The sequence below is a fragment of the Streptomyces sp. NPDC045998 genome, from assembly GCF_056430285.1.
Map to the genome: position 1 here is coordinate 243,334 of NZ_JBWKLJ010000004.1, position 21,603 is coordinate 264,936.

Consider the following 21,603-nt stretch of genomic DNA (forward strand, 5'->3'; position numbering starts at 1 on the left):
CTCAGGCCACCGGTCCGGGCTGTGCTGGTACGAGTCCCGGTTCCGGACCGGGTGCACCCGTACGGCGGAACGCACGTCGGCACCGTGCCCCTAGAGCGCGGTAGAAGCGGTCCGGAAGGAACACCGCGTCGGCGACGATCATCGCGGCGGAGAAGAGCGGCAAGCCCATGAGCACAGCGATACCCACGGGCATGGTCAACAGCATGCCGAGGACCGGGTACTTGAGCCTGCCGAAGAGGACGAAGGGGAAACCGACCTGCAACAGCACCGTCAGGTAGCAGGCGACCGCGATCAGGAGCACGTGGTCGTCGGCCATCCGGGAGAGCACGGGCCAGGGCTGGAACAGGTGGAGATTCAGGGCGTAGTGGAGGGCGGTCCCGTTGCCCCAAGTCCCGCCCTGCACTTTGTACAGGCCCGCCGATCCGTAGAGGAAGCAGACCTGGGCCGCGATGACGAACATCCCGCAGTTGTGCAGGACGGTGACCACGCTCGGACGAGCGTCGCCGAGTCGCCGCTGGAGCTCCGGCCGCGCGCCCGACCGGAGCCGAGCCCTGCGGGCATCGAGGGACCAGCGCCGGCCGCAGGCGGTGAAGGCGAGATAGACGGCCATGAGGAGGATCAGATTGTCCCCGCCGTCCGTCATGAAGATCGCCCTGGCGTGGAATGACGCCACCACGACGGCGAACAGCACGGACACCGCTCTGGTACGCCACCCGAGCATGAACAGCGCGGCCGTGACGACGGCCGCCGCGTAACAGATCTCGAAGTACGCGCGGCTGTCGGACAGGGTGAGGATGCTGACCCAGCCCGTCTGGTCGAAGAGCTGCCTCGCCAGCGTGGGAGTCCACGGTGAGCCGGGACCCCAGATCTCGTCACGGTGCGGGAACTCGCGCAGCAGGAAGACGAGGTAGAGCAAGCCGTAGCCGATGCGCAGTACCGCCGCCGCGTACAGGGAGACCGGCCGCTCAATCAGGAGGGTGAAGAACGCGGCAAGACGGTCGAGCCCCCACTGCATCACCGTGCGTCCGCCCGCTCGTTCGGTGTCGCACGTCGACGGCGCGGGCGTCTTCGTCGTGACCGGTGTCCGGACCGGGATCGCGGTCGGCTCAGTCGGTGCCATGGGGGGCCACCTTCCACCACGGCAGGTAACGGGTGTGGGCGCGGCTGCGGCCGGACGGCTGCTCCCAGCCGGACCGGGAGCGCCGACGGGCAGCGTGACGACCCGCAGTTGGATGGAGTCGAAGGCACCGCCGCGCCGGTCGGCGACGCGATCCGCCGCGATGTTGCGCAGGTACCGCTGGATCATCACGGCCCGCTCCGACCGCGGCCGGTCGTCGCCGCCGAGCGTTTCGAGGTACGAGCTCCAGGCCCGGCGCAGCATGTTCTGCGTCGTATGGCTCGGGAAGGGATTGTGCTCGATCGCTGAACTGTCCACGCCGCTCAGATCGAACCAGCCGCTCACCTGCGTGGTGCCGTCCGGGGCGGTCCGCATGGTCCTCGCCGAGATCTGCCGATTGACCGATTCCGGATCGGGTGCGAACAGTCGCCAGTTCTGCTCGAAGACGGGGTAGACCCACGCGTTAATCTGCTTGCTGTACCGCTGCGAGAGGGCATTCGCAGACGCCACGACCGTCGCCACCGCGCCGGGCAACAGGGCACGCCAGCGGACTCGCCCACCGAGCAGCATCCGAGGGCGGCGATGCCGAACGCGGTCGTCGTCCTCAGAGCGTGGCCGACCGGCGGGAACAGCCGCTCGGCATGCCCCCTGGAGGCCGCCGAAACGCCGAGCCCTTCGCTCAGCCACTGGCCTTCCGGTGCCCCGGGCCGTGTCTCCCCGTACATGCGGCTGCGCCGAGTGATCCGCCGTTCGCCGGCGGGGCGCGGGTGGAGACGGGGCACCGACCTGGAAGTGCCTGTCGACTACCACGACCGCCGGCCATGCCGCGCGAGACGCGGCGCCCAAGGCTTCCTCTACCTTTCGGGGCCCTCCTGGCCCGGCCTCGGCTCTTCGGCGGGAATCGCGTGTCCTCGGCGCGTTCCGGTGTCGATGAGGATCTGTTCGGCCCCGGTGACGTTGTCGGCCCGTACGGCTCTGGCCATCGCGGCGCGTGCCGCGTCGGGCGTCGCGTGCGGCGGGACCACGAGCAGGGAGAAGTGGTCCCGATCACCGCGCGTGATGAGCACGGTGTCGTCACCGACGGGGAAGGAGTCGATGTGCACGATCCGGTCGCCGACGACCAGGCGGGTGGGCAACTTCTCCCAGGCGCCGGTGTCCAGGCCGACCCGCGTGACCGGGCCGAGATGCTCGGTCAATGCGCCGATCAGGCCGGGAAGCTCGGCGCCGATGTCACGCGAACGCGGCCACCACGCGCCGTCGAGAATGCCCTCGCGGGTGTGGGTCGTCTCCAGCCTCAACAGCACCGTTCCGGGCCTCACGGCCTGGTGAACCGCGTCCGGCAGCAGATGCGAAGCGCGGGGGTCGTCGGAGTCGGCCATGGGGTGTCCGCCCGTCTGCGGAGGTTCGGCGCTTCTGCCGAACGGTGAGACCTCGTCTCACCACGGTACTCCGGCCGGCTCTCCGCAAGACCTCGCTCCTCACGAAAAGTGCCTGGTCATACGACCATCCACCGACCGCCATCCGGAGTAGAGTGGAGGCACCGGGAGTACTTCGCACGCCGGCTCCGACGCCGGCGCCGTTCTCGGTGAGCGACAACACCGGGACGTCGAAGACGAGCCCGAGACAGGTCCGCGTCATGACCGCGACCATCGAACGTACGACCATCAATGAGCGGCCCCGTCTGTCACTGGTCCCGGCCGGCTCGGTCGCAGGTCTCCTGGACGGTGCCTGGTGGCCCCGCTCCCGCGACCTCTCCCGTGAACTCCCCGCCCTCACGGACGCGCTGGACGCGCCTTGGGGCCGGGTCACCCGTGTCACGGTGAACCCGTCCCACTGGCCCGTGATCCCGCGCAAGGTGCCCGTGACCGGGCACACCGTGCACGTGGGCTGGTTCGCCGGCGAGCAGGACCCGCACAAGCTGATCCTTCTCTCGTACACCCGAGGCCGCATGGACCTCCTGGTGATCCCGCCGGAGGCCGATGCCGCCACAGCCGCCCGGCTCATGTCCGCGGCCGCCGCTCCAGGGGGCCTGCTCACCGCCAGCACGCTCATGGCCCACGAGGGCTCGGTCCGCGAGGGGACGGAGGCCCGGAGCCGGGAGCAAGACTGGGAAACCGACGGCGGCGCGGGCTCGGCGGGTGGGGGCCCGGTCGGGCTCCTGGACGCCGCCCGAGGGAGGTGAGGACGTGGCGGCCCTCATCACCGTGGCCCTGTTCGCCCGGTGGGCGGGGCTCGACGACGTCACACCCGGCCCACCCAGGTCTTCCCGTTGAACGAGGCCACGATGAACTCACCGGAACTGCCCGCTCACGGACACGCCGACGTGCGCATCATCGCCTCGTCCCCCGAGACCGCCCGGCAGGTCGCGGAGGTTCTCCGTCGCTGCTTCGCCGCCACGGAACAGCGCAGCTACCCCGTCGACACCGTGAACGGCGGAACCCGCCTCCACCTGACCGTGGACACCACCCACCCGGCAGAACCCGCGCGATCCTGGCTGGCCACCAGTCGGTCGTCCGAGGACGACCGTACGCGGACGGACGAGGTCTGAAGCGCGACCGGCCCCGAGGGGCGGACACACGCTTCCGGAGCGTTACGCGCGGTGCGGCAATATCTGTTCCCGCGAGGTGAGGGTTTGGCGAACCGCGCGGTGAGTATTTCCGGTACAACGGCAGAGGGAAAATAATTTACCCCCCGCCGGGTGCTGCGGCGTGCTACTGTCGATGTCAGTTGCAGTTGTGGTTCCCAAACTTCAAGTGCCCTCAGTCGGCCTCTGCGCCACTGGGAGCACTTTTGTATTTCCGGTCGTTTTCCGGTGGGGCAATCATCGCGGCGACACGGCGTCCGCGCAGTGCGGATCCCGATGTGCCCCAAAGGAGATATGACATGAGCACTGGTACCGTGAAGTGGTTCAACGCCGAAAAGGGCTTCGGCTTCATCGAGCAGGACGGTGGCGGCCCCGACGTGTTCGCCCACTACTCGAACATCGCCGCCCAGGGCTTCCGTGAGCTGCTCGAAGGCCAGAAGGTCTCCTTCGACATCGCGCAGGGCCAGAAGGGCCCGACGGCGGAGAACATCGTTCCCGCCTGACGCTGACGCGTACGACGTAGCTGGGGCCCGCATCCTTCGGGGTGCGGGCCCCAGCTGCACGCATTTCCCGCAGGGTTTTCACCCCGGGAACCGGGAATATCCGGGAGGTCCGCGCCGTCATCCTGCGCCGTCACCCCCGAGTTGTGCACCGCATTCGGCGCCCCGGCTTCACGCCCGCATCGCGCCGGCCATGTCCAGCGCTTCCGGCCGCGCCTTTTTCCGTCGGCCACATTCGCTTTCGCGTTCCCATAGGCCCATTCTGGCAATTCTCCGTGCTGCTCATCCGCTGCGGAAATTCCTTGATATGCGCCGCATCGAGGAAGGTTCCGCATGAACCGCACACGCACGAACGACCGCTTCTCCCGCACCCGTAACGGCGGTGCCGGCTACGGACAGGGGGGTGGCCGCTTCGGCTCGTCGTCCCGCGGCGGCCCCGGCGGGGCGGGCCGCTCGGGCGGCTACGGCCGCCGGACCACCGCGGTGCAGGGCGAGTTCGCGCTCCCCAGGACGATCACCCCCGCGCTGCCCGCCGTCGAGGCGTTCGCCGATCTCGACATGCCCCGGCAGTTGCTCGCCGCGCTCGCGGCCGAGGGCGTGACCGTACCGTTCCCGATCCAGGGCGCGACCCTGCCGAACACCCTCGCGGGCCGTGACGTCCTGGGCCGCGGCCGCACCGGCTCCGGCAAGACGCTCGCCTTCGGGCTGGCGCTGCTGGCCCGTACCGCCGGCCGGCGCGCCGAGCCCCGGCAGCCGCTCGCCCTGGTCCTCGTCCCCACCCGCGAGCTGGCGCAGCAGGTGACCGACGCGCTCGCTCCCTATGCGCGGTCGCTGAAACTGCGGCTGACCACGGTCGTGGGCGGCATGTCGATCGGCAGGCAGGCGGGCGCCCTGCGCAGCGGGGCCGAGGTCGTCGTCGCGACCCCGGGCCGGCTCAAGGACCTCATCGACCGCGGCGACTGCCGGCTGGACCAGGTGGGCATCACCGTGCTGGACGAGGCCGACCAGATGGCGGACATGGGCTTCCTGCCGCAGGTCACCGCGCTGCTCGACCGCGTGCGTCCCGAGGGGCAGCGGATGCTGTTCTCCGCCACCCTGGACCGCAACGTCGACCTGCTGGTCCGCCGCTACCTGTCCGACCCCGTCGTGCACTCCGTGGATCCCTCGGCCGGTGCGGTCACGACGATGGAACACCACGTGCTGCATGTGCACGGCGCCGACAAGCAGGCCACCACGACGGAGATCGCCGCGCGTGACGGCCGCGTGATCATGTTCCTGGACACCAAGCACGCCGTCGACCGGCTCACCCGGGACCTGCTGGGCGAGGGCGTACGGGCCGCCGCGCTGCACGGCGGCAAGTCGCAACCCCAACGCACGCGGACCCTGGAGCAGTTCAAGACCGGGCACGTCACCGTGCTGGTCGCCACGAACGTCGCCGCCCGCGGTATTCACGTCGACAACCTCGATCTCGTCGTCAACGTCGACCCGCCGACCGACCACAAGGACTATCTGCACCGCGGTGGCCGTACCGCCCGCGCGGGCGAGTCCGGCAGCGTCGTCACCCTCGTCACCCCGAACCAGCGGAACGGCATGGTGCGCCTCATGTCGGATGCGGGCATCCGCCCGCGCATCACCCAGGTCCGCTCCGGCGAGGCCGAGCTGAGCCGCATCACCGGCGCGCAGGCTCCTTCCGGCATCCCGGTCGTCATCACCGCACCCGTGGCCGAACGCCCCAAGCGCGACGCCGCCTCCCGCCGACGGCGCAACCGGCCTCCGCAGGCCATGCGCGGTACCGGCCAACGGCGGTCCGCCTCCGGCTCGGCCGTCTAGACCTTCTTCGTACGCGGGTCGACGCCCGCCCATTCCCTGCAGGAGGCACGTGTGACACCGGTGCAAGCACATCCCCACCCCACGACCAGCACCCCGGCGACCAGCACTTCGGCGAGCGGGAGCGGGAGCGAGGCCGTGGACGAGGCGGGGCCGCAGGTCTGGGGAGGCATGACGGTCGAGGTGGCCCTGTCCGTCATGGCCAGTGCCCGCGTCGGGCACCTGCTCCTCTGCGACGAGGACGGCCGGGGCACCGGTCTGGTCACCCACGCCCAGCTCACCGCCGCCCGCGACGACTCCTCGTACACGGACCGCATCCGTCTGCACGACATCCTCGGCGGCCACGGAACGGGCGCCTCGCCCGTGACCATGGTGGCCGGTACCGGGCACGCGATGCGCCACGGTCGGACCGGAGCGCTGCCCGTGGTCGAGGGGCAGGGCCGCACCACGGGCGTCCTGAGTCTCTCCCGCTGAACCGCCTCCGTGAGGGCCCGACCGGCGCGTGCCGGTCGGGCCCGGCGTATGCCCGCCCTCCGCCTCGCTCACCGCCGTGGCGGCGGATCGGTGGCGGCTGGTCAGTGGTCGGTGTAGCTGAAGTCGCCCACGGTCCAGGCGTTGACATCCTCGATCGACACGCGGTACATCCCACCCGTCTCCGGGATCCCCACCGTGCCCTGCAGGATCCGGGCGACGTGGAAGTGCAGATGGGTCGGCGGGCCGTCCTTCGGCGCCGACGTACCGAAGACGCCGGCGAACTCGCCCAGGCGGGCCGAATCCGTCAGGACCTCCGACACACGCTGCAGCCACACCGCTTCCGGGGCCAGCCGGCCGGTGATGACAGCCCCGCCGGTGACGACGGTCAGGGACATCTGATTGCTCTGTCCGGACTCGACCTTGGCAGCGATGTCGACGAGCAACTGATCAGGCTTGGACATGAGGGCCGATTCTATTCACCGGCCGTCCAGCCCCCTCAAGCGGTGTGCCGCCGGTGAACGAGGTCAGTAGGCGGCGAGGGAGATGGCGATGTAGTGCGCGGCGAAGCCTGCCACGGTCAAGGCGTGGAAGACCTCGTGGAAGCCGAACCAGCGAGGTGCGGGGTCGGGGCGCTGGAGCGCGTAGACCACCGCGCCCGCGCTGTAGAGGAGACCGCCGCTCACGACCAGGATCAGTACGGCCGCACCGCCCGTGCGCAGGAAGTCCGGCAGGTAGCTCACCGGTGCCCAGCCCAGAGCCAGGTAGCACGGGGTGTACAGCCAGCGGGGAGCTCCGACCCAGAGGACCCGGAACGCGACACCGGCCAGCGCGCCCGTCCACACGGCCCACAGCAGGAGCGACCGCTCGCCGGGCGGGACGAGGAGCACGGTCAGCGGTGTGCACGTGCCGGCGATGATGAGGAAGATGTTGGCGTGGTCGAGGCGGCGCAGTATCGCCTCCCCGAGTGGCCCCCACGTACCCAGGTGGTATATCGCGCTCGTCCCGAACAACAGCCAGGCCGTGACGCAGTAGACGGCGCAGGCCAGGACCGCCTGCGGGGTGCGTGCCAGGCAGACGAGGACGACGCCCGCGATCAGTGACGCGGGGACCATCGCGGCATGGAGCCAGCCGCGCAGCTTGGGTTTGATCGGCGCGACGAGGTCGGCCGCCCGGTCCGCCACGGCCGCGACCGGGTGCGACCCCTCCCCGGCATCGTCATGGTGTGCGGGGGGATCGCCTCCTGCTTCGGTGTCGTCGCGCGAGGCGGCTTCCCGTCCTGTCTCGGACGGCTGGGCATCACTGGGGACCATGTGATCATGCTAGGGAGCCTCCCGTCGGCGGCTGTCCCGGAGGGCGCCCGCAGGGCCACCGGCCGGACTCGCCCCATGGCCGGTTCCGCCGCCCCGTGAGTTCCGGTCCCCGTGATCCGTCCTCCAACCGGGCCTGGATACGTCGTGTAACGCCGACTCACCATGGGCACGATCAAGGCTCCCGAGCAGGGCCCCTCCGCTCGCCTACGCCCAAGGACCGCCGATGCTTCCCGAGTTCCGCTCCCGCGCATCCGCCCCCCTCGTCCATCAACTGGAACATGGCTTGGGTCTGGCTCCCCACCAGGAAGCGAGCCGTCTCGACGTGGAGCGGGTCGCCGACATCGCGGTGGTCGCAGCGGCCCATTCCGACGGCTACGCCGCCACCGCGCACCTCCTCGGCCTGCTGGCCGCACTCCCCGCCCCGACCGAGGCGGGCGAACGCTTCTGGTCCGACCTGTGGAGGTCCTCGGGCACCGCCTACCTGCTCCCCGCCAACATCAAGACGCTGGTCCTGCGTTCGCTGGCCGGTGAGGGGGCCGGTCTGGCCCGGCAGATCCTCTCGGCCGTGGACGAGATGACCCCGCCCCAGCGCATGGCGGCCGGGGAGGTGATCGGACAGGCACTCGCCGAGTCCGACCATCTGCCCGACCTCAAGGCACAGGTCATCGGCGAACTATGGCTCCGTGACCTCGAACTCACCGCTTGGCGCATCGTGCACGCGGAGCACAAAGCGGCCGGTTTCGACGGACGGGAAGCCTTCCTCGACGCGTGGACGAACGTCTGACCGCCAGGCTTCTCGGTCCGTGTTTCCGAGCCGTCCGGGACCGACCGGAGCCGCCGTGGAGCCCCGTGACAGCACAGCCCGGGGGCGGTTCTTTCGCACTGAGAACCCACGCAGGCGGGGCGCCCAGGTGTGCCTGGGCGCCCCGCCGGGGACGTGACGGCGCGGGGCGTCCTCCGCTGGGGGATGCCCGCGTGGTCCCGGGGTGCCCTTTTAGAAGAACTCGTCGAGCAGCTGGTAGAAGGCCATCTTGTCCTTGTCGACACGGTGGGCGCCGTACCGCTCCAGGAACCGCTCGGCGTACGCGGGGCCGAACCACGGGTCCTCGTCGATCTCCAGCTCCCGGGCGGCGAGGGCGACGTCCGCGTGGCGGTCGGCGACGCCGAGGCGGCCCACGTCGATCACGCCGGTGATCCGGCAGGTCTCCGGGTCCAGCAGCACGTTGTTGGGGCACAGGTCGCCGTGGCAGACGACCAGGTCCTCCTTCTCCGGCCGGGTGCGGTGGAGTTCCGCCAGGAGCTGCTCACCGGTCCAGCCGGTGCGCTCCTCCTGGAGGTCGTCGAGGTCCACCAGTCCCTCGCGGACGTTCTGTCGGGCCTCGGCGACCGCCACGGCGAGGCTGCGGTCGAAGGGGCATGCCTCGACGGGCAGTTCGTGCAGGGTGCGGGCCAGTTCCGCCATGGCCTCGACCACGGCGAACCGCTGGTGCTCGGGCCACTCCTCGGCGGCCGCGACACCGGGGACGGCCTCGGTGACGAGCCAGGCGCCGGTGTCGTCGGCGCCGCGCTCGACGATGCGGGGGACGGGGATGCCGTGCCGGTGGAGCCACTCCAGCCGGTCGGCCTCGCCGGCGAGGTCGAAGGCGGAGTTCTCCGGGGAGCGCGGGGCGATTTTCGCGTAGAGCTCGGATTCGGAACCGGTGAGGTGATAAACGAAAGCGCCCGAATCTCCTTCGTTGACGGGGTGCCATTCATGGTGCGGGTATTTCCGGCGCAACGTGCTTTCCATGGTCGGCATCATGGCAGAGGCGGAGTGTGTGTTCCGGGCCTTTTCACGGCTGCCGGAATGGTTTCGGACATACGCGGAAGAGGCTCACCGCCCGCCTGCGGCGGGGTCGCGCGCGGTGGCCGCGGCGGCGTCGAAGTCCCGTACGCAGGGCGAGAGGTACTCCTCCGTGAGCAGGAGCAGGAAGGCGGTCTCGGCGGCGAGGTCGCCGGCTTCCTGGCTGGCGGTGAAGACCTCGGCGGTGGGGTCCGGTGCGGCACCGGCGAGTTTGGCGGCGCGGGCCCGGCGGAGGACGCAGGCGGTCACATGGGCGTCGGCGCGGTCGGCCGGGACGCCGCAGTGTGCCGCGTGGGCGCGGGCACCGCGGGAAACGGCCGGATCCGTGTAGTGGCTGAGGATGAGGATGGCGTCGCGGATCTCGATGACCTTCCGGTAGGCGACCTGCCGCCAGGAGAGCTGCGACTGGAGGAGGGCCAGGAGGCGGGACCGGGTGGCGGACAGCGCGACGTGCGGGACGGCGTCCACCAGGTCGCGCCAGAGCGGCCAGATGCGCCAGACGGTGCGGGCGTGGCCGACGGCGTGGCGCAGCTGGAGGACGGTCGGTACGAGGAGCGCGGCGGCGCGCAGCACGGCGTGCAGGCTGAGGACGACGTGGAGCAGGGTGCCCGGGCGGTACCCGCCGGTCAGCAGGTAGTAGTGGGCGAGCCAGTAGATCCCGGCGAGCGCGGTGCCCCAGCCGAAGAGCGTCAGGCCCAGGTTGACAGACCGGTTGGGGCCGCAGCGGCCGTACGTCCAGCAGACCCTGACGCACAGCGCGCAGGCCACGACGTGCACGGTGATGAGGAGGAGCCAGTAGGCGGCGCAGGGGGCGCGGGCGAGCGTGAAGGCCGGCCCGTGGCCCGGCACGTGGGCGGCCCCGAGGCCGGCGAGCACCAGGAGCGCGGCCATCACGGCGGCCGTGGTGGCGATGACGGTACCGGTGCGGGGCCGTCCCCCGGTGGCGTACGCGGTGAAGTGCAGCACGGCGCCGGCGGACACGACGCCCGCCTGGTTCTTGGCGAGGGAGACGGCCCGCGGGGACTCGGTGAGCGTGGCGACGTACGCGCCCACCGGCTGCAGGTGCAGGGTCATCGCGACGGCGGCGAAGGCCACGGCGAGCCACAGTCCCCGCTGGTGCGGGTGGCGTACGGCGGGGCGGGCCCGTAACAGCACGGCGGCCCACAGCAGGCAGACGCTGAGGGTGTCGAGGGTGGGGCCCCAGTCTCCCGGTACGTCAGAGTTCATGGTCGGTGCTCACTCCGAGGGCCGCGTGCAGTTTGCCGTAGGGGTCGGACAGCGGGTGCCGGTCGGGCGTGGTCTCACCGGTGCGGATCAGGGTGGCCAGCATCTCGGCCTCCTGCTCCTGGCGGGTGGAGTAGTTGGTGCGGGCGAGGATGCGGCGGACGAGACGCGGGCTGAGGTCGTCGAAGAGGCCACCGGGTGCGCCGGCGGAGACGTCCGCGACGGCGTGGTGGTCGAACAGCATGTGCCCGATCTCGTGCAGCACGATGTGCTCCTGGTGGGAGCGGGGGGTGCGCTGCTCGTAGAAGATGTGGTCGTCGGTGTCGGTGGCGACCCAGAGCCCGCACGCGCCGGCCGCGGCGGCCTGGAGGGGCAGGGCGTGCAGGTGGAGGGGGCGCCCGCGGCGGTCGGAGAGGTGGGCGCAGAGCGACTCGATGGAGAAGGGTTGGGGCAGGGCGAGCTGGCCCAGCAGCGGTCGACAGCGTCGGCGCAGCCTGGCGATCCTGTACGACATGCGGTGTGTACCGTTCGGCCTTCCTCGGACGGCGTTGGCGGCGTGGCGTGAACGGTCAGTGCGCCGGTCGCGCGCCCGTGCCGTATCCCTCCGCCGTGACGGCGTGCCGGCATCGCCGCGTGACGCCGTGGCGGCACGCGGCAGGCCCGTGCGCGGGCATGACGGCATGACCCTGCGCGGGCATGACGGCACGACCGTGCGACGCCGTGGCGCCGGAGCCCGCACGGCGTACGGCGGGATGACGGCATGGCCGGCCCACCTGGCGGGCGACCCGCGCCGGGCGGCCCGGGGTCCCGTGGTGGTGGTCGCGGCGGTATACGGACGGGCGGCAGGCGGTGGCCGTGGCCGGAACCGGCTGTGGGGCCGGTGACGGGTCACCACTCCGCTACGAAGGGATCTGCGAAGAAATGTGGGAAGAAATCCGCGAAGGGGTCTCTAGCGCATGCCGGCGGGCAGTCCCGCGCGGAAACGTGGTCGGCGTCCCGCGCAGGATCCCGTGAGGGAGCCTTCCGACGAACTGGAGGAGCCCTTCGAGACGTCCGTCAAGGAAGTCCCGGAAAAGGGGGAAACGCTTCTTCGCCCTCCGGTGGCGTCTGCTGGTCGATGAACGATGGATGAAAAAATGACAGCCTCCCCATGCATGGCGCCCCCGTCGACGCCAGCGGCCATATTCAGTAGCCCCCGCTATTACTGACCCCGTCGTGCCGTAGTCCCCCGACTACGGCGTGCTCCCGGACGTTCCGGTCGGGCCGCCGTCCGGCGGGGTCGTGTGGTCGTGGTCGTCGACCGATGCGAGGTTCTGCACCCTGCGGGCCTCTTTCACCATGATGAGCAGGGCGTCCAGGCTCTCCGCGGACAGCCCCTCGGCCCGCAGGGCGAGGTTGCGCACGCGGGAGTCGCGCAGCGCGGTGGCCAGCTTGAGCTGTGAGTTGACGCGTTCGGCCGTCTCCTCGTTGAGGAAGTACTCGGGCGGCACCCCGAAGAACTCGGCCAGCACGTCCAGTTGCTCCAGCGTGACGTTGCGCTTCTTGCCCGTGGCCAGCTCCCAGAGATAGGTGCCGGAGATGGCACCGCCCGTGGTCTCGCGGATCTCCTTGGCCAGCCGGGCGTAGCCCGGTCGTTTGCGCTCGTCCGGATAGAGGGCGGCGATCAACTCGTTGAGCCGCTGGTCGAACTTCCGCAGCAGCGGCCGCTCCGACGGCTCAGGGGCCGACCTGCTGCCCACCATGCGCACCTCTCCCTTCCGTTCCGGCCGCGCCCGGACGCCCGCCCGCTTTAGCGGACAACTTTTGCCTGCTCATCAAACAACCATCAACCACTGTTGACAAGTTGAAGTCCTGCCAGCGTACGATCAAGCGCAGCTTCATCCGCTTTAGCGAACAGCACCCCGCCCGGAGACCGCCGGGCGCTCCTGACCCCGGAGGTTCGGCACGATGAAGGCTCTGGTGTTCGAGGCCCCCGAGCGGGCCCTCCTCACCCACCGCGACATACCCGATCCGGCCCCCGGCGAGGCCCTCGTCCGCATCGCCTACAACTCCGTCTGCGGCAGCGACCTCTCCTTCTACAAGGGCGTCTGGCACGGCTTCACCTACCCGGTCGTCCCGGGCCACGAGTGGAGCGGCACGGTCGTCGACGTCAACGGCCCGCGCGGGGCCGACCTGATCGGCCGCAACGTGGTCGGCGACCTGACCTGCTCGTGCGGCACCTGCGCGCACTGCGAGGCCGGCACGCCGACGCTCTGCGAGGACCTCGGGGAACTCGGGTTCACCCGGGACGGCGCCTGCGCCGAGTACATGACCATCCCGGTGGCCAACCTCAGGCCGCTGCCCGACAGCCTGCCGCTGCGCGCCGCGTGCCAGGTCGAACCGCTGGCGGTCGCGCTCAACGCGGTGGACCGGCTCGGCGTGACCGAGGGCGAGAAGGTGGCCGTCATGGGCGCCGGCGGCATCGGGCTGCTGCTGGCGCAGGCGGTGAGGCTGCGCGGGGGCACCGTCACCGCGGTGGCCGAGCCGGTGGCCGAGCGCCGCGCCGCCGCCCTCGCCATGGGCGTGCCCGCCGCGGTGTCCGGCGAACCGGGCGCGCTGGTCGAGCTGACCCGGACCAACCCGGATGCGGTGCCCGACGTCGTCCTCGATGCGTCCGGTTACCCGACGGCGGTGCAGGAGGCCGTCGAGGCCGTCCGCCCGGGCGGACGCGTCGGGCTGGTCGGCTACCGCATCGAGGAGGCCGCCGTGATGGCCCCGCACCACATCGTGCTCAAGGTGCTCACGGTCCGGGCGTCCATGGGCCCGGGGACCCGCTTCGAAGAGGCCATCGACGTCCTGGCGTCCGGCGCCGTCGACGTCGACGCCCTCCTCAGCCACGAGTTCGCGCTCGACGACTACGCCAAGGCCCTCGACGTGGCGCTGCGCCGCGCCGACGGCAACACCCGCTCGTACTTCAACCTCCAGGCCTGAAACGACGCCGCGCCCCCGGCACGGCTTCACCCTCCCGTTCCCCGTCCGCACATCCACGGCATGCCCTCAGGAAGGAAGGTCCCATGGTTTCCCGGTTGGCAGTGAAGGGCGGCGACGCGTTACGCACCCGTCCCTGGCCCGCCTGGCCGCAGCCCGCCCCCGGAGTCCCCGACGCGGTGGCGGACGTCCTCGGATCGGGCCGGTGGTCGATCAGCGGCCCCTATCGCGGCACGGCCTCCTACGAACGGCGCTTCGCCCGGGCGTTCGCCGAGTACCACGGCGTACCGCACTGCGTGCCCGCCGCGAGCGGCACCGCCAGCCTGATGCTGGCCCTGGAGGCCAGCGGGGTCGGCGCCGGTGACGAGGTGATCGTCCCGGGCCTGTCCTGGGTCGCCTCGGGCTCCACCGTCCTCGGCGTCAACGCCGTCCCCGTCTTCTGCGACGTCGACCCCGACACGCTGTGCATGTCCCCCGAGGCCGTCGAGGCGCTGATCACCGAGCGGACCCGGGCCATCGTGGTGGTCCACCTCTACTCGGCCGTCGCCGACATGGACGCGCTCTCCCGCGTCGCCGAACGCCACGGGCTGCCCCTCATCGAGGACTGCGCCCAGGCGCACGGCGCCACCTACCGGGGGGTCAAGGTCGGCGCGCTCGCCACCGCCGGCACGTTCAGCATGCAGCACAGCAAGGTGCTCACCAGCGGTGAGGGCGGCGCGGTCATCACCCGTGACGCGGACTTCGCCCGCCGCGTCGAACACCTGCGGGCCGACGGCCGCGTCCTGTCCGCCACCGCACCCGCCCCGGGCGCCATGGAGCTCGTCGAGACCGGCGAGCTGATGGGCAACAACCGCTGCCTGTCCGAGTTCCAGGCCGCGATCCTCACCGAGCAGCTCACCCTCCTCGACGAGCAGAACGAGACGCGCCGCGCCAACGCCGCGCGGCTCGACGCCCTCCTCGGCGACCTCGGCCTGCGTCCCCAGGAGACCTCCGAGGGCACCACCTCCCGCACGTACTACACGTACGCCGCCCGGCTGCCCGAGGGCGTGCTGGAGGACGTTCCCCTCACCAGCGTGACCGGCGCGCTCACCGCCGAACTCGGCTTCCCCGTGCTGCCCTGCTACGCCCCGATCCCGGTCAACAAGCTGTACGCCCCGCAGACCCGCAAGCGGTACACGCTGGGCCTGGACCACGAGGAGCGCATCGACCCCAAGCGGTTCGCGCTGCCGGTGTGCGAGGACGTCGCACGACGGACCGTGACCCTGCACCACGCCGCCCTGCTCGGTGACGCCGACGACATGGGCGACATCGCCGCGGCCTTCGCGAAGGTCCTCCGGCACGGCGCCGAACTGGCGCCTTGACCGCGGCACCGCACCGCGCACCAGCACCAACAGCCCCAGCCCCAGCCCCAGCCCCAGCCCCGCGAACCGCCGGAGGATCGGGAAGGATCATGCAGATCACCCCCATCGCGATGGAAGACGCGTCATTCACCTACCGACTGGGCACCGACTGCGCCGAAGACGTCGTCGCACGCCTCGCCGCACTCGGCGCCAGCAGTTACCTGGTGGTGGCGGACACCACCGTGGCCGAGCTCTACGGGCTCGACCTCACCGCCCGCATCGACAAGGAGGCCGGCCCGGCCCATCTCCTCACCCACGAGGTGGGAGAGGTCCACAAGGGCCTCGCCACCGTCGCCGCCCTCGCCGAACAGGCCCTCGGGCGCGGTGCGGACCGCCGCGCCGTCGTCGTCGCCCTCGGCGGTGGCGTCACCGGCAACATCGCCGGCCTGCTGGCGTCGCTGCTGTTCCGCGGCATCCGCCTCGTCCACGTACCCACCACCGTGGTTGCCATGCTCGACTCGGTGCTCTCCCTGAAGCAGGCCGTCAACGCCTCCTTCGGCAAGAACCTGATCGGCACCTTCTACCAGCCCGTCGAGGTGCTGGCCGACACCGCGATGCTGCGCACGCTGCCGCCCCGCGAGATCCGGTCCGGGATGGGCGAGGTGGTGAAGAACGCCCTGGCCATCCGGCCGTCCATGCTCGACCGGCTCGCCGGCGCGCTGCGGCCAGACACCCGTTACGACGACGACACCCTGCGCTGGATCATCTCCGAGAGCCTGGCCGCCAAGGCCGACGTCACCCGCGACGACAAGCACGAGCGGCGTGCCGGCCTCGTCCTGGAGTACGGCCACACCGCCGGGCACGCCATCGAGCACGCCTCCCGCGGCGAGGTCGCCCACGGCGCGGGTGTCGCCATCGGCATGACCATCGCGGCCGAGGTCTCCCGCCGCCTCGGCCACGCCGACGCGGACCTCGTCGCCCTGCACCGCGAACTCGTCGCCGCCGCCGGGGTGGAGCCTGCGGTGCCGGACCACGTCGACACCGCGCTGGTCAAGAACTGGCTGGCGTACGACAACAAGCGCGGCTACCTCGACAACGCGCCCGGGCACACCCCGATGGTGCTGCTGTCCGCGCCGGGCCGGGTGCTCCACACGGGCGTCATGCCGCTCGTGCCCGTACCCCTCGCGCTGCTGGAGGAGGTCGTCGACGAGTCGGCCGCCCGCGGCCCGGCCCGCGGCGGGACCGCCGAGCCGGCGGCGGCGTACGCGGGCCCTCCGGCGGCCGGCCACCTGCCGTAACCCCGGCCTCGGCCGGGGCGGCCCGCACCGTCCCGTACCGGTACGGCCACCCCTCCTTCGCCAACCGCCGTCCTCTTCCGTGGAGTTCTTCGTGCGTGTGCTGCGGCTCACCCCCTTCTTCCACCACGACTGCGTCACCGCCTGGCCCGCGGAGTTCGACGCCGTCGGGGGCATGCAGGTGCAGATCCTCCGCCTCTCGCGGGAACTGGCCGACCGCGGCGTGGAGCAGCTCGTCATGACCGTCGGCTTTCCGGGCCTGCCCCGGGAGCGGGTCGACCGGCCCGGGCTCAGGGTCCGGGTGACCCGGGCGCCGCTGCCCCGGCTGCGCTCGGAACTGACCGGACTCGTCGGGCTGAACCAGGCGTGGCTCGCCGCCGTCCTGGCGTCCTGCGTACGGCTGCGCCGCAGCTGGAAGCCCGACCTGGTGCACGTCCACGCGGACGGCCAGCTGTGGGCGCTGCTCGCCGGGCCGCTCGTGTCGCGCATCCTCGGCGCGCCGTACAGCGTCACGCTGCACTGCTCGCGGCTGGCCGTGTACGAGCCGATGTCCCGCGTCGACCGGCTCCAGCACCGGCTGGTCAACGCCGCCGAGCGGTACGCGCTGCGGCACGCCCGCCGGGTGTCGACGCTCACGGAGCGCACCGCGGACACGGTGGCGCGGGCGCTGCCGCTCGACCGCGACCTGGTCGACGTGCTGCCCGACTCGGTCGGCGACGTACGGCCGGTGACGCGGCCGAGGGCCGAGGAGTACGTGCGGTCGCTCGGCGTGCCCGCCGGGCGGCCGGTGGTCGGCTTCGTCGGCCGGGTGGCGCACGAGAAGGGGTGGCGGGACTTCGTCTCCATGGCGGAGCGGTGGGACGCCGACTCGGGCGCGCCCGAAGCGGTGTTCCTCGTGGTGGGCGACGGGCCGCAGCGGGAGCGGATGCGGGAGGCCGTCGAGGCGGCGGGGCTCACGGACCGGTTCGTGTTCACCGGGTTCCTGCCGCACGACGTCGTGCCGTCCGTGATGACGGCGCTCGACGTCCTCGTCATGCCGTCCGCGCACGAGGAGCTGGGCGGCAGCGCCCTGGAGGCCATGGTGTGCGGAACGCCGGTGGCGGGCTACGCCGTCGGCGGCCTGCGGGACACGGTCGGCTCGGTCACGCCCGCACTGCTCGTCGCGCGCGGCGACGTGGCGGCGCTGGCCCGCGCCGCCGGCGACGCGGTCACGGACGCGGACCGGCACCGCACGTCGGTGGCCAAGGCGGTCCCGGACCTGCTCTCCCGGTACGGCGAGGACACCGTCGAGCTGGCGTTGGAGCACTACCGGCGGGCCCTCGGCCGGACGTCCGCGGGAGGTGCCGGGTGGAGGCCATGACGTCGCTGCGACGCTGCGCCCCCTACCTGCGGCCGCACCGCTGGCTGATGGCGGGGGCGTGCGGCGCGGCCCTCGGGTCGATGCTCGCGGGGCTGGCCATGCCGCTGGTGCTCCAGCAGCTGGTGGACGGTCCGGTCGCGGCGCGGGACTTCGCCGCCCTGCCGTGGTTCATCGGCGGGTTCGCCCTGCTCGGCGTCGTCGAGGCGGTCCTGCTGGGCGCCCGGCGGCTGCTCGTGGTGCGCCCGGCGACCCGGCTGGAGACGGCGATGCGGGCGGACGTGGCGGCGCACATCCAGCGGCTTCCGCTGTCGTTCCACGCCCGCTGGCAGTCCGGTCAGCTGCTGTCGAGGACCGTGTCGGACGTGACGGAGATCGGCCGGTTCATCTCGTTCTCGGCCGTGTACCTGGCGGTGAACGTCGCGGCACTCGTCGTCGGGCTGGTCGTCCTGGCCTGGCTGGCGCCGGTGCTCGCACTGATCGTGTTCCTGGCGTACGCGCCGATGGTGGTGGCCACGACGGTGTTCGAGCAGCGGTTCCGGGTGGTGGCCCGGGCCGCGCAGGAGGTGAACGGCGACCTGTCCACCACCGTGGAGGAGTCGGTGCTCGGCGTGCGGGTGCTGAAGGTGTTCGGGCGCGGGCCGGAGACGGTGCGCCGGTTCACCGGGCAGGCCCGCCGGCTGCGCGGTCTGGAGCTGCGGAAGCTCTCGTACACGGCGGCACTGTGGTGGATCATCACGGCGCTGCCGGACCTGGCGATCGTGGCGATGATCGGCTACGGCGGCCACAGCGTCGCCACCGGCGCGCTGTCCCTCGGCACGCTGATGGCGGCGGTGACGGTGGCCACCTATCTGCGCTGGCCGGCGGACACGCTGGGCTGGCTGACGGCCGACGCGTCGACGGCGGCCGCCGCGGCCGACCGGTACTGGCAGGTGCGGGACGAGCCGGTGACGGTGACCGACCCGGAGCGGCCGCGCCCCCTGCCCTCACCGGTGCGCGGCGAGATCCGCCTGGAGGACGTGCACTACGCGCACCCGGGTGGCCGCGCGGCGGCGCTGCGCGGTGTCGACCTGACGATCCGGGCGGGCACCGTGGTGGCCGTGGTCGGGGCGACGGGCTCCGGCAAGAGCACGCTGCTGTCGCTGCTGTCCCGGCTGGACGACCCGACGTCGGGGCGGATCACGCTGGACGGCGTGGACCTGCGCGAACTGGCCCTGGCCGACCTGCGGTCGGCGGTGTGCAGCGCGTTCGACGACCCGGTGCTGTTCTCCGGCACGGTGCGGGCCAACGTCACGCTCGGTACGGACGCCGGGCAGGGGGAACAGGCGGACGCGGCGGTGTTGGACGCGCTGCGCACCGTGCGCGCGGACGGATTCGTCTCGGCGCTGCCCGAGAAGCTGTCCACGGTGATCGGCGAGGAGGGCCTCGGCCTGTCCGGCGGCCAGCGGCAGCGGCTGGCGCTCGCGCGGGCGATCCTGCCCGGGCCGTCGGTGCTGGTGCTCGACGACGCGCTGTCGGCCCTGGACGTACGGACCGAGCGGGAGGTGGAGGCCGCCCTGCGCCGGGTGCTCGGCGGGGTCACCACGGTCGTGGCGGCGCACCGGCCGGGCACGCTGCGCCTGGCCGACCAGGTGGTGTTCCTCTCGGACGGGCGGGTCGCCGCGACGGGCACCCACGAGGAGCTGATGGCCCGGGAGCCGGAGTACCGGCTGCTGGTCCAGCCGTCGCTGCCCACGGTGGGCGGACCCGCGTGGCACCCGGCGCTGGACGTGGCGCCGGACCCGGCGGAGAAGGGTCAGGTGGAGAAGGGCGAGGTGGAGAACGGCATGGCGGGAAGGGGGCGGACGAGGTGAGCGGCTCCGAGGAGGCGCGGTCCCGGGCCCAGCGGAACGCCCTGCTGCGGATGCTGCTGTGGCCGAAGCGGCGGCGGCTGGCGGCGGCCACGGCGCTGGCCCTGGTGGAGAACGTGTGCGGGCTGGTCCCGCCGCTGCTGATCGCCGCGGCCATCGACCGCGGCGTGCCCGCGGCGGCGGACGGACGGTGGACGCCGCTGATCGGCTTCACGGCCGCCGCGCTCGCCGCCGGGCTGACCACGGCGACGCTCAAGTACTGCTTCCTGCGCTACTCCGGGCGGATCGCCCAGGACCTGCTGTTCGAGCTGCGGCACCGGGCCTTCACCCATGTGATGGGCCAGCCGCTGGCGTTCCACGAGTCGTACCCGTCGGGCCGGGTCGTCGCCCGGCTGTCCAGTGACGTGGAGTCGGTCGAGGAGATGCTGGAGATGGGCCTGGACGGGCTGTTCTCCGCGCTGTTCTCGATGGTCGGCATCCTCACCGTGATGCTGTGGCTGGACCAGCCGATGGCCGCGGTGGTGATCGCGCTGTTCGTCCCGCTGTACGCGCTGACGCGCTGGTTCCGGCACCGGTCGCGGCGCGCCTACCGCCGCACCCGGACGGCCGTCGAGGGCGTCGTGCAGCACACGGTGGAGGCGTACAACGGCATCAGGGCCGTGCAGGCGTTCCGCCGCGAGGAGGCCAACGCGGAGCGGCTGCGCGGGCTGGACGCCGGATACGCGGTGGCGCGGGCGGAGGCCGGCTGGGTGAGCGCCGTGTTCAGCGGCGGCGTGAAGCTCATCGGCAACCTGTCGCTGGTGGGGCTGCTGACCCTGGGGGTGTTCCGCATCGACCAGGGCCACCTCGCCCTCGGCACGCTCACGGCGTTCCTGCTGTACGTGCACCGGCTGTACGACCCGATCGACGAGCTCGCGAGCTTCGCCAACGCGTTCTCGGCGGCCTCGGCCGGCCTGGAGAAGATCGGCGCGCTCTTCGTGCGCCATCCGGCGGTGGCCGAGCCGGAGCGGCCGGCGGCACTGCCCTCCGCCCCGCCGGGCGGGCGGGGCGCCGTGCGGTTCGAGGGCGTCCACTTCCGTTACGGCCGGGAGGGCAGGCCCGTCCTGTCGGGCGTCGACCTGGCGCTCGAACCGGGCCGTACGGTCGCCCTGGTGGGCACGACCGGCGCCGGGAAGTCCACCATCGCCAAGCTGGTGGCCCGGCTCTACGACCCCACCGCCGGGCGGGTCACGCTGGACGGGATCGACCTGCGGGAGCTGGCCGACGCCGAACTGCGCGGCGCCGTCTCGATGATCACCCAGGAGGCGTTCCTGTTCTCGGGGTCGGTGGCCGAGAACATCGCGCTGGGCCGGCCGGACGCGTCGCGGGCCGAGATCCGCGCCGCGGCGGAGGCGGTGGGCGCGCACGGCTTCATCGGCGCGCTGCCCGACGGCTACGACACCGACGTGCACAAGCGGGGCACGGGCCTGTCGGCCGGCCAGCGGCAGCTGATCGCCATGGCGCGGGTGATGCTGGCCTCGCCCCGCGTGCTGATCCTCGACGAGGCGACGTCCAGCATGGACACCGCGTCGGAGCGGGCCGTGCACGAGGCGTTGACCCGGGTCCTCGCAGGCCGCACCGCGGTGATCATCGCGCACCGGCTGTCCACGGTCGCCGTCGCCGACCGCGTCCTGGTCATCGAGGACGGGGCGGTGGTGGAGGACGGGCCCCCGGCGCGGCTGCTGGAGGCGGGCGGACGGTTCGCCGACATGCAGCGGGGATGGCTGGCCGCCACGACGGCGTGACGCCGGACACGTACCCCCGGTCGTGAGCGGCCCGGGCGGTGCGCGCGCCGATCCCCCCTGTCGCGCGCGCACCGCCCTTCACACCCCCCTCGGCCCTCCCCCTCCCCCCCACACACAGTCACTTCCCCTTC

The 21,603-nt window shown here is 72.1% G+C and carries 20 protein-coding genes and 1 pseudogene; 12 read left to right on the plus strand and 9 right to left on the minus strand.

Annotated elements, in window-relative coordinates:
* Position 1: 1 nt before the first annotated feature.
* The 3 genes and pseudogenes from AC07FJ_RS14160 to AC07FJ_RS14170 form a co-directional block, all read right to left on the minus strand.
* On the minus strand, positions 2-1,015 hold the full coding sequence (locus tag AC07FJ_RS14160; RefSeq protein ID WP_479049495.1) for an HTTM domain-containing protein: 1,014 nt from the start codon (positions 1,013-1,015) through the stop codon (positions 2-4).
* A 231-nt stretch (positions 1,016-1,246) separates the two neighbouring features.
* Positions 1,247-1,687: pseudogene (locus AC07FJ_RS14165) on the minus strand (DUF5819 family protein); the annotation flags it as partial.
* A 284-nt stretch (positions 1,688-1,971) separates the two neighbouring features.
* Positions 1,972-2,496 carry a DUF5994 family protein gene (locus tag AC07FJ_RS14170; RefSeq protein ID WP_479048770.1) on the minus strand — a complete coding sequence of 175 codons (525 nt, stop codon included), beginning with the start codon at positions 2,494-2,496 and terminating at the stop codon, positions 1,972-1,974.
* Between the two features lie 257 nt (positions 2,497-2,753).
* Here AC07FJ_RS14170 and AC07FJ_RS14175 point away from each other — a divergent pair, with 257 nt between their 5' ends.
* The 5 genes from AC07FJ_RS14175 to AC07FJ_RS14195 all read left to right on the plus strand — a co-directional run bounded on the left by AC07FJ_RS14175 (position 2,754) and on the right by AC07FJ_RS14195 (position 6,502).
* Positions 2,754-3,299, plus strand: a complete 546-nt coding sequence (locus tag AC07FJ_RS14175) for a DUF5994 family protein (protein ID WP_479048772.1) — start codon at positions 2,754-2,756, stop codon at positions 3,297-3,299.
* Positions 3,300-3,401: 102 nt separating this feature from the next.
* Entirely contained in the window at positions 3,402-3,665 is a 264-nt protein-coding gene (locus AC07FJ_RS14180; RefSeq protein ID WP_479048774.1) for a hypothetical protein, read from the plus strand.
* Positions 3,666-4,000: 335 nt separating this feature from the next.
* Positions 4,001-4,204, plus strand: coding sequence for a cold-shock protein (locus tag AC07FJ_RS14185; RefSeq protein WP_010351538.1), 204 nt, complete (start codon positions 4,001-4,003; stop codon positions 4,202-4,204).
* A gap of 330 nt (positions 4,205-4,534) precedes the next feature.
* The gene (locus tag AC07FJ_RS14190; RefSeq protein WP_479048776.1) at positions 4,535-6,031 is read left to right on the plus strand and encodes a DEAD/DEAH box helicase; all 1,497 of its coding nucleotides are present in this window, start codon (positions 4,535-4,537) and stop codon (positions 6,029-6,031) included.
* A gap of 51 nt (positions 6,032-6,082) precedes the next feature.
* Positions 6,083-6,502, plus strand: a complete 420-nt coding sequence (locus tag AC07FJ_RS14195) for a CBS domain-containing protein (protein WP_479048778.1) — start codon at positions 6,083-6,085, stop codon at positions 6,500-6,502.
* 101 nt (positions 6,503-6,603) lie between these two features.
* Here the strand turns inward: AC07FJ_RS14195 and AC07FJ_RS14200 are convergent, their stop codons facing one another.
* Both AC07FJ_RS14200 and trhA read right to left on the minus strand, forming a co-directional pair.
* Entirely contained in the window at positions 6,604-6,963 is a 360-nt protein-coding gene (locus AC07FJ_RS14200; protein WP_479048781.1) for a hypothetical protein, read from the minus strand.
* A 63-nt stretch (positions 6,964-7,026) separates the two neighbouring features.
* The gene (gene trhA / locus AC07FJ_RS14205) at positions 7,027-7,812 is read right to left on the minus strand and encodes a PAQR family membrane homeostasis protein TrhA (protein WP_479048783.1); all 786 of its coding nucleotides are present in this window, start codon (positions 7,810-7,812) and stop codon (positions 7,027-7,029) included.
* A 283-nt stretch (positions 7,813-8,095) separates the two neighbouring features.
* Between trhA and AC07FJ_RS14210 the strand changes: the two genes are divergently transcribed.
* Positions 8,096-8,596: a hypothetical protein gene (locus AC07FJ_RS14210; protein ID WP_479048785.1), complete on the plus strand. Its 501-nt coding sequence runs from the start codon at positions 8,096-8,098 to the stop codon at positions 8,594-8,596.
* Between the two features lie 210 nt (positions 8,597-8,806).
* Here the strand turns inward: AC07FJ_RS14210 and AC07FJ_RS14215 are convergent, their stop codons facing one another.
* The 4 genes from AC07FJ_RS14215 to AC07FJ_RS14230 form a co-directional block, all read right to left on the minus strand.
* Complete coding sequence (locus AC07FJ_RS14215) at positions 8,807-9,610, minus strand: APH(3')-V family aminoglycoside O-phosphotransferase (protein WP_479049497.1); 804 nt, start codon at positions 9,608-9,610, stop codon at positions 8,807-8,809.
* Between the two features lie 75 nt (positions 9,611-9,685).
* The gene (locus AC07FJ_RS14220) at positions 9,686-10,882 is read right to left on the minus strand and encodes an MAB_1171c family putative transporter (RefSeq protein WP_479048788.1); all 1,197 of its coding nucleotides are present in this window, start codon (positions 10,880-10,882) and stop codon (positions 9,686-9,688) included.
* The gene (locus AC07FJ_RS14225) at positions 10,872-11,393 is read right to left on the minus strand and encodes a hypothetical protein (RefSeq protein WP_479048790.1); all 522 of its coding nucleotides are present in this window, start codon (positions 11,391-11,393) and stop codon (positions 10,872-10,874) included. Before AC07FJ_RS14225 ends, AC07FJ_RS14220 begins: the two co-directional genes overlap by 11 nt.
* A gap of 718 nt (positions 11,394-12,111) precedes the next feature.
* Positions 12,112-12,621 carry a hypothetical protein gene (locus AC07FJ_RS14230; protein WP_479048792.1) on the minus strand — a complete coding sequence of 170 codons (510 nt, stop codon included), beginning with the start codon at positions 12,619-12,621 and terminating at the stop codon, positions 12,112-12,114.
* Positions 12,622-12,826: 205 nt separating this feature from the next.
* On the opposite strand from AC07FJ_RS14230, the gene AC07FJ_RS14235 reads away from it, so the two are divergent.
* The 6 genes from AC07FJ_RS14235 to AC07FJ_RS14260 all read left to right on the plus strand — a co-directional run bounded on the left by AC07FJ_RS14235 (position 12,827) and on the right by AC07FJ_RS14260 (position 21,472).
* Positions 12,827-13,849, plus strand: coding sequence for a zinc-dependent alcohol dehydrogenase (locus tag AC07FJ_RS14235; RefSeq protein WP_479048794.1), 1,023 nt, complete (start codon positions 12,827-12,829; stop codon positions 13,847-13,849).
* An 83-nt stretch (positions 13,850-13,932) separates the two neighbouring features.
* Entirely contained in the window at positions 13,933-15,207 is a 1,275-nt protein-coding gene (locus tag AC07FJ_RS14240; protein WP_479048796.1) for a DegT/DnrJ/EryC1/StrS aminotransferase family protein, read from the plus strand.
* An 89-nt stretch (positions 15,208-15,296) separates the two neighbouring features.
* A complete protein-coding gene (locus AC07FJ_RS14245; protein ID WP_479048799.1) occupies positions 15,297-16,484 on the plus strand; it encodes a 2-deoxy-scyllo-inosose synthase in 1,188 nt (395 codons plus the stop codon).
* A 91-nt stretch (positions 16,485-16,575) separates the two neighbouring features.
* Positions 16,576-17,841: a glycosyltransferase family 4 protein gene (locus AC07FJ_RS14250; RefSeq protein ID WP_479048803.1), complete on the plus strand. Its 1,266-nt coding sequence runs from the start codon at positions 16,576-16,578 to the stop codon at positions 17,839-17,841.
* On the plus strand, positions 17,838-19,691 hold the full coding sequence (locus AC07FJ_RS14255; RefSeq protein WP_479048806.1) for an ABC transporter ATP-binding protein: 1,854 nt from the start codon (positions 17,838-17,840) through the stop codon (positions 19,689-19,691). Before AC07FJ_RS14250 ends, AC07FJ_RS14255 begins: the two co-directional genes overlap by 4 nt.
* A gap of 50 nt (positions 19,692-19,741) precedes the next feature.
* Positions 19,742-21,472 (plus strand): ABC transporter ATP-binding protein, encoded by a 1,731-nt coding sequence (locus tag AC07FJ_RS14260; RefSeq protein WP_479049499.1) that lies wholly within the window; start codon positions 19,742-19,744, stop codon positions 21,470-21,472.
* Positions 21,473-21,603: the final 131 nt, after the last annotated feature.

Coding starts and splice junctions, on each gene's coding strand:
- AC07FJ_RS14245 (WP_479048799.1), top strand. CDS start 15,297: ATGCAGATCACCCCCATCGCGATGGAAGACGCGTCATTCACCTACCGA.
- AC07FJ_RS14240 (WP_479048796.1), top strand. CDS start 13,933: ATGGTTTCCCGGTTGGCAGTGAAGGGCGGCGACGCGTTACGCACCCGT.
- AC07FJ_RS14180 (WP_479048774.1), top strand. CDS start 3,402: ATGAACTCACCGGAACTGCCCGCTCACGGACACGCCGACGTGCGCATC.
- AC07FJ_RS14220 (WP_479048788.1), bottom strand. CDS start 10,882: ATGAACTCTGACGTACCGGGAGACTGGGGCCCCACCCTCGACACCCTC.
- AC07FJ_RS14200 (WP_479048781.1), bottom strand. CDS start 6,963: ATGTCCAAGCCTGATCAGTTGCTCGTCGACATCGCTGCCAAGGTCGAG.
- AC07FJ_RS14185 (WP_010351538.1), top strand. CDS start 4,001: ATGAGCACTGGTACCGTGAAGTGGTTCAACGCCGAAAAGGGCTTCGGC.
- AC07FJ_RS14175 (WP_479048772.1), top strand. CDS start 2,754: ATGACCGCGACCATCGAACGTACGACCATCAATGAGCGGCCCCGTCTG.
- AC07FJ_RS14190 (WP_479048776.1), top strand. CDS start 4,535: ATGAACCGCACACGCACGAACGACCGCTTCTCCCGCACCCGTAACGGC.
- AC07FJ_RS14170 (WP_479048770.1), bottom strand. CDS start 2,496: ATGGCCGACTCCGACGACCCCCGCGCTTCGCATCTGCTGCCGGACGCG.
- AC07FJ_RS14230 (WP_479048792.1), bottom strand. CDS start 12,621: ATGGTGGGCAGCAGGTCGGCCCCTGAGCCGTCGGAGCGGCCGCTGCTG.
- AC07FJ_RS14160 (WP_479049495.1), bottom strand. CDS start 1,015: ATGCAGTGGGGGCTCGACCGTCTTGCCGCGTTCTTCACCCTCCTGATT.
- AC07FJ_RS14225 (WP_479048790.1), bottom strand. CDS start 11,393: ATGTCGTACAGGATCGCCAGGCTGCGCCGACGCTGTCGACCGCTGCTG.
- AC07FJ_RS14255 (WP_479048806.1), top strand. CDS start 17,838: ATGACGTCGCTGCGACGCTGCGCCCCCTACCTGCGGCCGCACCGCTGG.
- AC07FJ_RS14235 (WP_479048794.1), top strand. CDS start 12,827: ATGAAGGCTCTGGTGTTCGAGGCCCCCGAGCGGGCCCTCCTCACCCAC.
- trhA (WP_479048783.1), bottom strand. CDS start 7,812: ATGGTCCCCAGTGATGCCCAGCCGTCCGAGACAGGACGGGAAGCCGCC.
- AC07FJ_RS14215 (WP_479049497.1), bottom strand. CDS start 9,610: ATGCCGACCATGGAAAGCACGTTGCGCCGGAAATACCCGCACCATGAA.
- AC07FJ_RS14260 (WP_479049499.1), top strand. CDS start 19,742: ATGCTGCTGTGGCCGAAGCGGCGGCGGCTGGCGGCGGCCACGGCGCTG.